Below are 13,108 nucleotides of genomic sequence, written 5' to 3'. Positions count from 1 at the left end.
TTTATACCTTTCTAACTGGCTAATTATCATCAGCCTTTTTCATCCTTTTATTGTAATACATCATTTTATCCGCTCTCGAAAAAGTATTCTCTAAATTGTCATCATATCTTGGAGAAAAAATAGCGTATCCTGCTGCCACCTCAACTTTAACTGTTCTCGTAGTTTTATTATACTGATTCTGCAATGTTTGCATATCATCTAACAATATCTCTATTTCTTTTTTATTACCACATTTAAAGATAACACAAAACTCATCTCCACCAATACGGTAAACATCTCCTAGTTTGTCAAATACATCCTTGATGCAATTTGCACACGCAACTATTAACCTATCGCCAGCTTTGTGGCCATAAGTATCATTACATACTTTTAAATTATTTAAATCAAACACACAAACTGCATAACCTGAATACTCTTTTAAATCATACATGAAATTTTCGAAACTATTTCTATTTTTTACATTAGTTAAAATATCATACTCTGCCTGTGAGCGATATATTTCGATGCGCTTATTCTCTTCATCCTTCAATAATTCGCGCTTCGTGATATTATACCATACTCCTATACTGTATACCACAACCACAATCAGCACATATATATTGTTTTCAAAATGTAGCATTCTATATGATAAAACAGCTAAAACATAGCCTAATAATAAACCACATGTCTCTACAATTTTTTCAATTCTATATATTGTATCTTTATTATTTTTTATAGTTAAATATGAAACGTAAACAAGATACAAATTCATAACCGTCAACTCAATCTGAATCAACGTTAAATATTCTCTTAATTCGATTTTTCCCACCAACTGCAAAATCGCCATAATCATTGCTTGTATTGCAGATACTATTTTTATTCCTTCTGAAACCCTGTTTGATTTTACCTCATAATAAGAATCTATAAATAAAATAAATGGAATTGGAGCTGTTAATAAAATGCCATAAATCATAAAGTATACTGCCGAATAGTTATCAAACAGCATATTTATCACATCTATTTCTAAAGAACACCACATTCCCATATATAAAAGTAAGGTTCCGTAATATAAAATAACTTTTTGTCTTTGCCTTTTATAACCTACGAACCAAAAACTCATGATTATATACATACCCAATAACATTTCAATAGTTACAAGAACCTGATTTGATATATTATTTATAACAATATTAAAATATAAATTTGATTCTTCTCCGCATTTAAACCTTATCGGTTTAGAATCTATATCAAAATCATAACGTAATTCAACCACAACCTCTTTTGCATCCTTAGAAATCTCTGAAAAATTGTGCCTGACACCTGAATTTCTTCCAAATGGTGATGTCGATTTTTTTACTTCATAAACCGTATTTTTTTTTCCTTTTTTATCAATTTCAATAACTTTTATCTCTTGATACAACGTATAAAACTGAATACACCCACCATTTTTTTCTATTACCCTTCCATCAAAATAATATTTACTTTGCTTTTTATTAGAATTTTTTTGGTTAGTTTCTGTAACTTTTGTAGGTTTTAAGGTAACTATTTCTTTATTTCCACTAGAATACCTTAAAACACCATCTTTCGCAAAAAGCATAGATGAAGCAATCCACATAAATACAACGAGAAGTGACACAAGTATTATAAATAATCTATCTCTTTCTGTAAAAAATTTATTCATCATATCACTCCCCCTTTAGTATTATATCCATATGCATGACTTCCATTAGATATATCCATCCAACTTACATGCTTCATCTTCAATTTTTTCTAATAATCCTTTAGTAATTTCTACTTTTTCAAGATTACGTTTACTATATTCTTGTGCTTGTTCTGAGTTTTCAGCTACTTCTTCCGAAGCCGATGATAATTGAACAATATTATCAACTATTTGATTGTTAGCTTCAGATAAACTATTAATCATCAAATCTATTTCACTTATATTTTTAGTAAGTTCTCCAACTCTATCACTCATCGCATCAAAACTTCCAGCTGCCTCTGTAATAAGTTCGTTCTGAGAATTTGTCGCTTCTGTTGACTCTTCTACAGCCTTAGCTGCATTATTTGCATTAAATGATAATTCTTCTAAAACATTTGCAATGGTTTCTGTTTCTGCTCTAGTTTTTTCAGCTAATTCTCTAATTTCATCTGCAACAACTGCAAAACCACGACCTGCTTCCCCTGCTCTTGCACTCTCTATTGATGCATTTAATGCAAGTAAATTTGTCTGACTTGAAATTGAAAAAATAGTATCTGCAATTCCCTTTACAGCTTCTGTTTTTTCTTTAAGATTTTCCATCGCTGTTGCCACATGCGAATTAGTATTTTGAATTGTTGTTGCCTGATCTTTTAATTTATTAATAGTCGCCTGATTGTGAACATTTATTTCCTCTGCATTCCCTGCTATATCAACCATGACTGCTGCATATTTAAGAGTTTCTTCGATTGACTCTTGAATATTATGTGTCATCTGTGTCTGTACTTGAACATTCTCAACAGTAGACATATTATTCTGTGTAATATGTTTAACTACATCATCAACAACACCTGTCGCTTCTTCTAGCTCTTTCATAGTGTTCATTGCACTATTCGTCTGATTTCTAACAGAATCTGCAACTCTTACAATATCATCTATCATCTTATTTTGATTTGATCTGTCATATTCAATTTTTCCAAACATATCATTTTGGAAAGTTCCACCGATTGAAACCGCCAAATACGCAATTCCAATAACCAATACAATAGCAGCTATTGTAAATACTTCAACTACACTGTCATTTCCTTCGTACATATTTAATGCATATTTTTTTACAAGAAAAATAATTATACTTGCCATACTAGTCATTACCCCTGCTAAGCCCGAAAATACTTTGTCATAGAACAAAATACAACCAACAAGTGGTGCACACACTAAAACAGAAATATAACTAGCGTTATATACAATTGAAGTAACTATTTGAATAACTATTAGTCCTATTAGAGCAAAATATCTTAGTCTTTCTGGATTCTTGTCTAGTTTTAAATCTAAAAAAAGTAAAAATAACACTATCAAAGTACACCCATCTACATTTAACACTGTTTTTAAGCTATTCAAACCTGCCAGGAAATTAACTCCACTTACTACGAAAATGAAAATCGTAAAAATTATGTAACCTATTACAAGTGCTCGATTCATCCTCTCTTTTTGCTTATTTAAGTCCGCATATACAAAACGTTCTTCTCCCATAGGACCTCCTAATACATAAAAACGCAAAAACACTTGAAACTCTATAAAATAACACAAACGTCACTCAAAAAATATTATTTTACTGGTAGACAATGTTTATTGTTTATTTCTTCTACTTTTTTAACTCTTCTTCTATATTTTTCATCAGTAAGAGCTTCTGTTGCCATCCAATCTTTTACAATTTCCATAGCAATCATACTTCCAATAATTTTAGCACCTAAACATAATACATTAGAGTCTGTATGCCATCTTGCTAATTTTGCACAAAATGTATCCTGACAAACAGCTGCATATACTCCATTTATTTTATTTGCAATAAGAGCGCTTCCATAGCCTACTCCATCTACAAAAATACCTCTCTCACATTCACCTTTTGCTACTGCTAAAGAAGCTGGATATACAAAATCAGATAAATCACATGAATTTTCATCTTTTGTTCCGAAATCTACTACTTCATGTCCTTGACTAATTAAATACTCCTTAATTTCATTTTTTAGTTTTGTTCCTGCATGATCACATGCCATTGCAATTTTCATTACAATCTACACCTCCTGATTTTAAAAATTTGCGCACTCTACTACATGTTTTATCGGTAAGAATCAACTATTTTTACAACATTAAATATTATGTCTATACTATCAAAAATATCGCTATTTTCTAGTGAATGATTGGCATTTTCAATGATATGCGCCGGCAAATTATACTTTTCTGCCAACTTACAAATTTGTGCATAATCACTCCATTGATCTTTATCACCTATTATGACAAATCCACTTTTTTCGGTAACATAATTAAATGTCTCTACTAATGGCGTTAAAAAAATATTAGAAATTTTTAAGTTTGAATTAATAATTTTTTTATCCTGCATATACTTAAAAATATATGCTGCTCCAACTGTTCCTATACTTTTTGAAACAAAGACTACTTTTTCATACTCATTCCAATTAATATCTTTTAATTGTTCTTTAGTTTGTTTTTTTACAAGCTCATAGGCATGGTTCATTTTTTGAGAATCATCTTTTAGCCCATTCATAAAACCTGTATATGATAATTTTTTTATTTCAAAATTATCATTTTGGTACAACTTTCCAATATAATACAAAAGTGGTTTGTCACATGTATATCCCACTCCTGGAAACATAACTAATAAACTTTTTTTAATTTTTTCTATTTTTTTTTCCATTTTTCTACCTACCTCATAAAACTTCTTTTCTATAATATCACTTTTTTTTGCACTGTAAAATATTTTATGATAAAATTACAAGGATATATACGTGAAAGGTGTGATAAAATGCAAGGTTCTAACCCTTTAGCAACTGTTTCAGAAAAAAAACTTCTTAAACAGTTCGCAATTCCAAGCATAATCGCTATGCTTGTCAGTTCTCTATACAATATTGTAGATCAGTTTTTTATTGGCCGTTCAGTTGGAGGACTTGGAAATGCAGCAACTAATATTGTTTTTCCACTTACAATCTCATGTGTAGCGTGTGCGCTTTTATTTGGCATTGGTGGTGCATCTGCATTTAACTTGTCTTTAGGTGAGGGCGATAACGAACATGCGAAATACTACATTGGTAATTCTGCAACAATGATGATTATTTGTGGATTAATTCTTATGTTCATTTCACAAATTTTTATGGTTCCTATGCTTAAATTCTTTGGGTCACCGGACAGTGTTTTAAAATATGCTATTATTTATACAAGAATCACTTCGATTGGATTTCCTTTCTTAATTCTTTCAGCCGGTGGTGGACATTTAGTTCGTGCTGATGGTAGTCCAAAAATGACTATGATTATAAATATGACCGGAGCAATTATTAATACAATTTTAGACGCTTTATTCGTTTTTGGTTTTCATTGGGGAATGGCTGGAGCTGCATCTGCAACAGTTATTGGCCAAATTATTTCTTGTGCAATAGTTATTGTTTATTTTAAAAACTTTAAAACAACAACTCTTTCAAAAAAGGTCTTTATTCCTCACGCTCATTACATTGAAAAAGTTGTTTCACTCGGAGCTGCTCCTTGTTTTAATCAGTTTGCAATGATGTTAGTTCAAATTATTATGAATAAATCACTAAAATATTATGGTCAGCATTCTGTTTACGGTGAAGAAATTCCTATTACCTGCGTTGGACTTATTACCAAGGTTTCTCAGGTATTTTTCTCTTTCATCATTGGCATTTCACAAGGTTTACAACCTATTGCAAGTTTTAACTATGGTGCCAAAAATTATTCTAGAGTTAAACGTGCATACTTACTTGCAATTAAATATGGAGCAGTAATTAGTATTTTTTCTTTTGCAATGTTCCAGATTTTTCCTCGTCAAATAATTGCCTTATTCGACAACGGAACAGCTAGTGAATTGTATTTTAAATTTTCTACAAATTACTTTAGAATATTTTTATTCTTTATTTGTATTTGTTTTATGCAGCCGATTTCATCAAACTTCTTTACAGCTATTGGTAAACCCAAAAAAGGTATCGTCTTATCTCTTACACGACAGATCCTTTTCCTATTACCACTGATTTTAATTTTACCATTATTCTTTGGAATCGATGGAATCATGTACGCTGGACCAATAGCTGATTTCACAGCTGCACTTGCATGCACGATTATGATTATTTATGAACTTCGAAAAGAAGAATTTAAGAATCATTAGTTTTTTTATATGGAATGGATTATTCCATTTGGCGGTTAATCCATTCCAAAATAACATCACAAATATAGTTTTTTTCATTTTCGTCTAATTGTTTTTGCTGGCTTATTCTGTGCCACTTTTCTAAGCATCCCCTACAGCAGGTTCCTGTTGCATGCTGTGCTATAAAAACAGGATGACCTTTAAGAGGAGTTTGTCTGCCATCATTTTTGGGATTTTTAGGAGCTAATCTTTTTTCCACAAAATTATATGCATGAGCTCTTAACTGTTCTTGTCCTTTTTGATTTGTATACTCTTTATCTTTTAGGGACAACTTAAACTTGCTTCTGAATTTTGATTTTGCTAATCTTTCCCACAAGTTTTCTTCTGAATATAGTTCCTTATCCACATTAGATATATAAAAATCAACATTTGCTTTTTTTGCCTGCATTTTACTGACGCCTCTTGGTATATGGTATAGCTTATCATCCATCCTAAAAAGAGAGCCGGTATCTCTAAAAATAAAATTTTTATTTAATTTTTTACAATCATTTGCTAGTTTAAGGACATTTTTATAATCGCAGGGTAATGGATTTTCTTGTTTTCCATCACCTGCACAAATAACTGCATCTATTTTTGTCATCGATTCTTCTGAGACTTCTATTAATGAAATCTCCTGATATAGTGGAAAAAGCAACAAAACATTTAGCATTTTTACTTTATATTCTTTTTTTATCGCAGATTCTATTTTCTCTGTTTTATTTACAACAATATAATTTATTCTTTTCTCCTGCCACTCGTTCATATAGAATAAGACCTCTCTTTTTTATCATATGACTATTCCTACTTTTTCATTACAATTTTTAACTTTTATACAAAATAGTAGTACTTCTACATTTATTTGTAAAGAGAATTTGTTGCGGCAATGAGTTTTTTAAGTTATTATTTAATCTATTTATTCGCAATCCGCAGTTACTACTTCAAACTCTACTTTTTTTCCAGCCAAAATTCTATTTGTTGTTCTAACTGCACACATTTTTCCACACATTGAACATGAGTGTCTATCTTCTGGTGGAGTGCTTTCAAAGTATTCTCTTGCTTTTTCGCCATCGATTGCAATATTAAACATTTCTTCCCAATCTAATTTGTGACGTGCCTTTGCCATTGCCATATCCTGATCTGTTGCACCTTTTACACCTCTTGCAATATCTGCTGCATGTGCAGCAATTTTGCTTGCGATAATTCCTTCTTTTACATCTGATAAATCCGGTAATCTAAGATGCTCTGCTGGAGTGACATAACATAAAAAATTGGCTCCATTAGCTGCAGCAATTGCGCCACCAATTGCAGATGTGATGTGGTCATATCCTGGTGCAATATCTGTAACTAAAGGTCCTAATACATAAAATGGTGCATTATGACAGATTCTTTTTTCCATTTGCATATTAGCCGCAATTTCATTCATTGCCATATGACCTGGTCCCTCAATTAATACCTGCACATCTTTCTCCCATGCACGCTGTGTCAAAGCACCAAGCTCTATCAATTCTGAAATCTGTCCAGCATCTGAACTATCATTAAGACAACCAGGTCTTAATGCATCACCCAAAGATATAGTTACATCATACTCTCTTAAAATATCTAGTAACTCATCATAATATTCATAAAATGGATTTTCGTTTCCTGTCATTTCCATCCATGCAAACAAAAGAGAACCCCCACGCGAAACGATATTCATCGTTCTTTTATCCCTTTTAAAAGCTTCAACTGCTCTTTTGTTAATTCCTGCATGAATTGTCATAAAATCAACGCCTTCTTTTGCGTGTGCCTCTACAACTTTAAGAAAATCCTCAGCCTTAATTTCAAGAAGATCTTTTTCAATATAACCTATAGCATCATACATTGGAACTGTACCAATCATTGCCGGCGACTTTTCAATAAGTTTTGTTCTAAATGTATTGGTTTTTCCATAATTACTTAAATCCATAATAGCTTCTGCGTGATATTTGATAGCTAAATCGACTTTTTTCATTTCATTATCATAATCTTTACAGTCTCCAGATATCCCTAAATTAACGTTGATTTTTGTTTTTAAAACATCTCCTATTCCTTCCGGTGAAATTGATTTGTGATTTATATTGCATGGAATTGCTACCTCACCTTTTGCAACTTTTTCTCTAATTGATTCTGGATTTAAATTTTCTTTTTCTGCAACTATTTCCATTTCCTTTGTAATAATTCCTTTTTTAGCTGCTTCCATTTGTGTCTTATAACTTCTCATATTTTACCTCATATTCTTTCTTTTTATATTTGTATTTCGTACTAAGCTTTTTACAATTACTTAAAACGATTATTTTATTATTTAAATTTAGTTTATATTTTTATAATTCCTTATTCATTGCGTAACTCATCACGCACACACCTTTTGCTCCTGCATTCAAACACATTCTCTTTCGAGTATCGTCATCATCAATCCCACCAATTGCCCAAACCGGAATATTTGTTTTTTGAACCATTTGTTGTAAAAACAAAATACCTCGTGGCTTTAAATCTTTTTTGCAATCAGTTTGAAAAATATGACCTGCAAAAATATAATCAGCTCCACACTCAACTGCTTTGTTTGCTTCCTCTATGCTATGACATGACGTACCAATCTCTTCAAAAAAAGATTTATCTATTTTTTCTTTTTCCAATTTTGAAAAAGAATAATGAATCTTTCTTACTCCAAGCTCTTTTGCAACTTTTGAAAAATTGTGAATTATCAAAGGAATATTATTTTCTTTACAGATTTTTAAAACCTCCGTAGCTAAATCTTTGTATTGCTCCTCCGATAAATCTTTTTCTCTAAGCAAAATTGCCCTTGGAGAAAAACCTGATAAATATTTGATTCTTTCAAGGAAATCTCCTTTGACAAGTTTTCTATTAGTAACAAAAATTGTATCCTTATAATCTCTGTTATTTGTGTTTTTCCCTCTCATTTGTTGTTTATAGTTTCCTTTCTTACTCGTTGTAAATTTTTAATCTACATATAAATAATCATTCAATACCGGCTGCATTCCTTCCACAGAAAGATCATTATACATAGCATCTATACTTCTAGTATCATTTATTTCAAACTGTTCGTCTCCTTCTACACTATCCGATTCTTTTCCTGTATATTTGCTTTCATGATCCCCAATTCCTGTTGAAACTCCTGCGGAGACTTTAGTTGCAGCTATTTTTACAATTCCATTTCTGAATTCCTTAGATTCTCTTGAAGAAACTGTTATTCCAGCAAATGGTAAAAAAATACGATATGCACACAAAATCTGACACAACTGCTTTTCATGAACATCCAAAGGATTAATTTTGTCGTTATTAACAATTGGTCTCAAACGTGGGCAAGATATCGACATCTCTGCATGTGGATATTTTCTCTGCAAATAATAAACATGAAGTGCTGTCGCAAGTGCATCTTTTCTAAAATCTGAAAGACCAAGCAATGCCGAAAAAGCAACACCTCTCATTCCTCCCATCAAAGCACGTTCCTGTGCTTCAAATCTATAAGGCCATACTCTTTTGTGTCCCATCAGATGAAGAGTTTCATATTTTTTCACATCATAAGTTTCTTGGAAAACTGTCACATAGTCCACTCCGCACTCATGTAAATATGCATAGTCTTTCGTATTAACCGGATATATTTCTATTCCAACATTTTTAAAATATTTTTTTGCAAGTTTACAAGCTTCCCCTATATACTTTACATCACTTTTTGCCTTACTTTCTCCAGTTAAAATCAAGATTTCTTCCATACCTGAATCTGCAATAATTTTCATTTCATGCTCAATCTGCTCCATAGAAAGCTTTACTCTTTTTATATGATTGTAGCAATTGAATCCACAATAAATGCAGTAATTTTCGCAGTAATTTGCAATATATAATGGTGTAAACAAATATACTGTATTTCCAAAATGCTTTTGAGTTTCAAGACGAGCCTTTTTTGCCATTTGCTCCAAAAAAGGTAAAGCTGCTGGTGACAGCAATGCCTTAAAATCCTCCACAGAACATCTCTTGTTTTTAAGCGCTCTTATAACATCTTTTGTTGTATATTTGTTGTAATCATACTCATTCATCTGAGCAATAACCTTTTCTCTAATTTCCGATTTTATTTGCTCCATATCTGGAAAATACTCCATTGGATCAGTTCTTGATGATGGATCATTCTCTAATAAATGTTTTTTTGCTAAAGCTTCTTCTGATAAAAACTCAGAATCTACTAAAAATTGATTTTCCACTTTTTTTCCTTCTTCCTTAATTTTGCGATCTCACAACTACCAGTTTTTGTTTTTTAATGTTCTTGCTCTACTCACAACTTTTACCGGTTGGAGCAATATTAATTTTTATATTATATTAATCCCTTAAAAAACCAGTTAATGGATCAGAACTTTCTGCACCTCTTGTCAAAACTCTACCTAAGCCTGCTAAATATGCACTTCTACCTGCCTCGATGGCATTTTTAAAAGCACTCGCCATAAGCGGTAAATCTCCTGCTGTCGCAAGTGCTGTATTTGCCATAACTGCTGCTGCTCCCATTTCCATTGCCTCGCAAGCCTGTGAAGGAGCGCCAATTCCAGCGTCCACAATAATTGGCAAATCAATTTCATCTATCAAAATCTGGATAAATTCTTTAGTTGCCAGCCCCTTATTAGAGCCTATTGGCGAAGCAAGTGGCATAACACATGCCGCTCCTGCATTTACCAAATCTCTTGCTACATTTAAATCAGGGTACATATAAGGCATAACTATAAATCCCTCTTTGGCCAACTCTTCTGTTGCCTTTATAGTTTCCTGATTATCTGGCAAAAGATATTTGCTATCTCTCATAATTTCTATCTTTACAAAATCACCACAGCCTAATTCTCTTGCAAGTTTTGCAATTCTTACTGCCTCTTTTGCATTCCTTGCTCCTGATGTATTGGGTAAAAGAGTAACATTCTTAGGAATATAATCTAATATATTTTCCTGTTCCTTAGTGTTTGCTCTTCTAACTGCAAGTGTAATAATCTCTGCCTTTGCATTTTCTACTGCTGCTTGAATTAAATTCAATGAATACTTACCAGATCCAAGAATAAATCTTGAATTAAATTCCCTTCCCCCGATAATTAGTGGATCTTTTTTTGTTGAAAATTCAACATCAAATCTGTTTTTTGTTGTTTTTTCTATATTGTTTTCCATTTTTAATCCTCTTTTCTCCAAAAAACTATATTATTTTTATATATTTTTTAGCACCTTGGTTTCTTGTTTAATGCATTTTCATATGATTTTAAACCTGATTTTCAATAAATCTCATCAATAATCGAAATAATTGCCATTGCTTCATGAGACGCTGCCGCCATCACTCGAGGTGCAAACAGGCCATCTCCTTCCGCTAAATCACTCACACCATCTCCACATAAATAAAAATGATTAGTAATTTTCCTTGTTTTTATCTCATTTACACTCTTCTTTCCAGCCATACCTGATGCACTAACTAGATATTTATCTGGAAACTGTCTTAAGACTTCTTCAACTAACATAGCTTTTTGTTCTGCTTTATCAAAAGCTTCGCAAATTATTAATTCATCTTTTAGCAAATCATGTATATTTTCCCTTGTAATCTTTACTGTATCTGTTTTAATCTCAAGATATGGATAGATTTGCAATAAAGTATCAGACAAACTCTCTGTTTTATTTTTTCCCAGCTGACTCACGAAGTATTGCTGTCTGTTAAAATTTGATACATCAACCTGATCAAAATCGATAAGATGTAAATGACGAACACCTGCCCTTGCAAGTGCTACAGCAACGTTTGAACCTAAACCACCAAGTCCACATATGGCAACTTTTGCGTTTTGAAATTTTTTCTGCAGGTCTTTTCCATGACGCTCCGCTAAAGCTTCATCAAGTTCTTCTCTTGAAATAAACGAATTAAACTCTCCCTGTTTTCTTTTTGAAAGTAGCACATTAGCCGGATTTAATTCATCTCTCAAATCCATTCAATCATCCCCCTCCAACAAAACTGATAACTTCTAGAACATCCCCATCTTGAATACTAACTTCGTCATAATTAGCTTTAGGTACTATATTTTCATTTTTTTCAACAACAACTCTTTCGATATTATAATTTAGTTTTTCTAGTACTCGGTATATTGTGATATTTGAAAAATCATATTTTTTCCCGTTTATAGTAACCATTTCAATAGACTCCTTTCTTTTTTATTTTTCAAATTGTTATTCATTTGTTTATTCCTTTTTCCGGCAATATTTAAAAAGCATTAAAAAAAGCACCTAAATTAAACATTCAGGTGCTTTTAATATACATCTTATTTCTCAAAAAAAATCGCTAGTCCCTAAAAAAGGTCCTAGCGTATTACTTTTAAAAAATCATATTTCCCTACGTTGGCATTACCCAAATCAGGTTATAGGTCAAAGCTTACGCTTAATCTCAGCCCATTACTATGAGCACCCTCTTTTTATTTAATTATAATTGCTTTAATTAATTCTCACTCATTATAACACAACGTTTTTATAATTCAATAGGATAAATTGTTTATTTTAACATACAATAAATCATTTCAGCTGTTTCATTCAGGAAAGTTTCCATAAATTTTGGCGAAACATATTTATATTTTTCTACAATATCGTCACTTAGGTTTGCCCTAACTTCTTCTGTCAAATCTGTATCATACTGCGTTTTTAAAAGATGAAGTTTTTCCTTTTCTACTAAATCTTTTTTTATTTTATTCTGCACAGAAAATGCTTGTCCTTCTTCTAATAATGCCATTATTTCTTCTGAATTAGGACTATTTAGGAATAACCACTGATCTATTCCACGAGCCTCAGGATAATATAATTCTTTTAATTTATCTTCTGGAAGATTACTCTTATTTTTTAATGCAATCCACACATTCAAGTCATTGCAATAATCCGTAAGGCAATGCACTACATACCCTAGAATAAATTCATACGTTGGAGTTTCATGAGATGAATCATCTACATATATTTCTTTATATGTTTTCCAAAAATCTAAAATATTTTGTCTCCATTTTTCTGAATTGGTTGTCTTTGCCCATGGGCCACATCCCCAGAAAAGATGTGATTCTATTTTATCCTCCACTTTATATACTTCTTCCATATGCACCGAATCTGGCGCAACCGAACCTAATATAAAATCTGCTTTATTTTTCATCTCTGGCATATATTTTAACATTCTATATGCCACTTCCATATGTACCATTTGAAATGCCATT

General features: G+C 31.8%; 13 protein-coding genes and 1 riboswitch. Of the genes, 1 reads left to right on the top strand and 12 read right to left on the bottom strand.

Features of this window, described 5'->3' with window-relative positions; genetic code table 11:
* Positions 1–19: 19 nt before the first annotated feature.
* From BLV79_RS06375 to BLV79_RS06360, 4 genes are all read right to left on the bottom strand, one after another.
* Positions 20–1,663 (bottom strand): GGDEF domain-containing protein, encoded by a 1,644-nt coding sequence (locus tag BLV79_RS06375; RefSeq protein WP_083354478.1) that lies wholly within the window; start codon positions 1,661–1,663, stop codon positions 20–22.
* Positions 1,664–1,705: 42 nt separating this feature from the next.
* On the bottom strand, positions 1,706–3,205 hold the full coding sequence (locus BLV79_RS06370; protein ID WP_074717222.1) for a methyl-accepting chemotaxis protein: 1,500 nt from the start codon (positions 3,203–3,205) through the stop codon (positions 1,706–1,708).
* Positions 3,206–3,279: 74 nt separating this feature from the next.
* Positions 3,280–3,741, bottom strand: coding sequence for an RpiB/LacA/LacB family sugar-phosphate isomerase (locus BLV79_RS06365; RefSeq protein ID WP_074717220.1), 462 nt, complete (start codon positions 3,739–3,741; stop codon positions 3,280–3,282).
* A 50-nt stretch (positions 3,742–3,791) separates the two neighbouring features.
* A complete protein-coding gene (locus BLV79_RS06360; RefSeq protein WP_074717218.1) occupies positions 3,792–4,388 on the bottom strand; it encodes a hypothetical protein in 597 nt (198 codons plus the stop codon).
* 108 nt (positions 4,389–4,496) lie between these two features.
* Between BLV79_RS06360 and BLV79_RS06355 the strand changes: the two genes are divergently transcribed.
* The gene (locus BLV79_RS06355; protein WP_074717216.1) at positions 4,497–5,864 is read left to right on the top strand and encodes an MATE family efflux transporter; all 1,368 of its coding nucleotides are present in this window, start codon (positions 4,497–4,499) and stop codon (positions 5,862–5,864) included.
* 19 nt (positions 5,865–5,883) lie between these two features.
* Here BLV79_RS06355 and BLV79_RS13235 read toward each other — a convergent pair whose 3' ends face one another.
* The 8 genes from BLV79_RS13235 to BLV79_RS06315 all read right to left on the bottom strand — a co-directional run bounded on the left by BLV79_RS13235 (position 5,884) and on the right by BLV79_RS06315 (position 13,107).
* Positions 5,884–6,645 (bottom strand): DUF4186 domain-containing protein, encoded by a 762-nt coding sequence (locus BLV79_RS13235; RefSeq protein ID WP_330389946.1) that lies wholly within the window; start codon positions 6,643–6,645, stop codon positions 5,884–5,886.
* Between the two features lie 150 nt (positions 6,646–6,795).
* Positions 6,796–8,121, bottom strand: coding sequence for a phosphomethylpyrimidine synthase ThiC (gene thiC, locus BLV79_RS06345; protein ID WP_074717214.1), 1,326 nt, complete (start codon positions 8,119–8,121; stop codon positions 6,796–6,798).
* A gap of 100 nt (positions 8,122–8,221) precedes the next feature.
* Positions 8,222–8,818, bottom strand: coding sequence for a thiamine phosphate synthase (locus tag BLV79_RS06340; RefSeq protein WP_074717212.1), 597 nt, complete (start codon positions 8,816–8,818; stop codon positions 8,222–8,224).
* 39 nt (positions 8,819–8,857) lie between these two features.
* A complete protein-coding gene (gene thiH, locus BLV79_RS06335) occupies positions 8,858–10,114 on the bottom strand; it encodes a 2-iminoacetate synthase ThiH (RefSeq protein ID WP_074717211.1) in 1,257 nt (418 codons plus the stop codon).
* A 115-nt stretch (positions 10,115–10,229) separates the two neighbouring features.
* Positions 10,230–11,054 carry a thiazole synthase gene (locus tag BLV79_RS06330; protein WP_074717209.1) on the bottom strand — a complete coding sequence of 275 codons (825 nt, stop codon included), beginning with the start codon at positions 11,052–11,054 and terminating at the stop codon, positions 10,230–10,232.
* A 101-nt stretch (positions 11,055–11,155) separates the two neighbouring features.
* Complete coding sequence (gene thiF / locus BLV79_RS06325) at positions 11,156–11,854, bottom strand: sulfur carrier protein ThiS adenylyltransferase ThiF (RefSeq protein WP_083354477.1); 699 nt, start codon at positions 11,852–11,854, stop codon at positions 11,156–11,158.
* 4 nt (positions 11,855–11,858) lie between these two features.
* On the bottom strand, positions 11,859–12,053 hold the full coding sequence (gene thiS / locus BLV79_RS06320; RefSeq protein ID WP_074717207.1) for a sulfur carrier protein ThiS: 195 nt from the start codon (positions 12,051–12,053) through the stop codon (positions 11,859–11,861).
* 179 nt (positions 12,054–12,232) lie between these two features.
* Positions 12,233–12,338: riboswitch (TPP riboswitch) on the bottom strand.
* 70 nt (positions 12,339–12,408) lie between these two features.
* A complete protein-coding gene (locus tag BLV79_RS06315) occupies positions 12,409–13,107 on the bottom strand; it encodes a zinc dependent phospholipase C family protein (RefSeq protein WP_074717205.1) in 699 nt (232 codons plus the stop codon).
* Between the last annotated feature and the right edge of the window lies 1 nt (position 13,108).

Origin of the sequence: Lachnobacterium bovis DSM 14045 (assembly GCF_900107245.1) — a bacterium.
In the GTDB taxonomy this organism is placed as follows: Bacteria; Bacillota; Clostridia; order Lachnospirales; family Lachnospiraceae; genus Roseburia; species Roseburia bovis.
This window is presented reverse-complemented; position numbering and strand designations above follow the sequence as displayed.

Excerpts from the sequence above, each read along its gene's own strand:
- BLV79_RS06315 (WP_074717205.1), bottom strand. The coding sequence starts at position 13,107 with ATGGCATTTCAAATGGTACATATGGAAGTGGCATATAGAATGTTAAAA.
- BLV79_RS06340 (WP_074717212.1), bottom strand. The coding sequence starts at position 8,818 with ATGAGAGGGAAAAACACAAATAACAGAGATTATAAGGATACAATTTTT.
- thiC (WP_074717214.1), bottom strand. The coding sequence starts at position 8,121 with ATGAGAAGTTATAAGACACAAATGGAAGCAGCTAAAAAAGGAATTATT.
- BLV79_RS06355 (WP_074717216.1), top strand. The coding sequence starts at position 4,497 with ATGCAAGGTTCTAACCCTTTAGCAACTGTTTCAGAAAAAAAACTTCTT.
- thiS (WP_074717207.1), bottom strand. The coding sequence starts at position 12,053 with ATGGTTACTATAAACGGGAAAAAATATGATTTTTCAAATATCACAATA.
- BLV79_RS06375 (WP_083354478.1), bottom strand. The coding sequence starts at position 1,663 with ATGATGAATAAATTTTTTACAGAAAGAGATAGATTATTTATAATACTT.
- thiF (WP_083354477.1), bottom strand. The coding sequence starts at position 11,854 with ATGGATTTGAGAGATGAATTAAATCCGGCTAATGTGCTACTTTCAAAA.
- BLV79_RS13235 (WP_330389946.1), bottom strand. The coding sequence starts at position 6,645 with ATGAACGAGTGGCAGGAGAAAAGAATAAATTATATTGTTGTAAATAAA.
- BLV79_RS06360 (WP_074717218.1), bottom strand. The coding sequence starts at position 4,388 with ATGGAAAAAAAAATAGAAAAAATTAAAAAAAGTTTATTAGTTATGTTT.
- BLV79_RS06370 (WP_074717222.1), bottom strand. The coding sequence starts at position 3,205 with ATGGGAGAAGAACGTTTTGTATATGCGGACTTAAATAAGCAAAAAGAG.
- BLV79_RS06330 (WP_074717209.1), bottom strand. The coding sequence starts at position 11,054 with ATGGAAAACAATATAGAAAAAACAACAAAAAACAGATTTGATGTTGAA.
- BLV79_RS06365 (WP_074717220.1), bottom strand. The coding sequence starts at position 3,741 with ATGAAAATTGCAATGGCATGTGATCATGCAGGAACAAAACTAAAAAAT.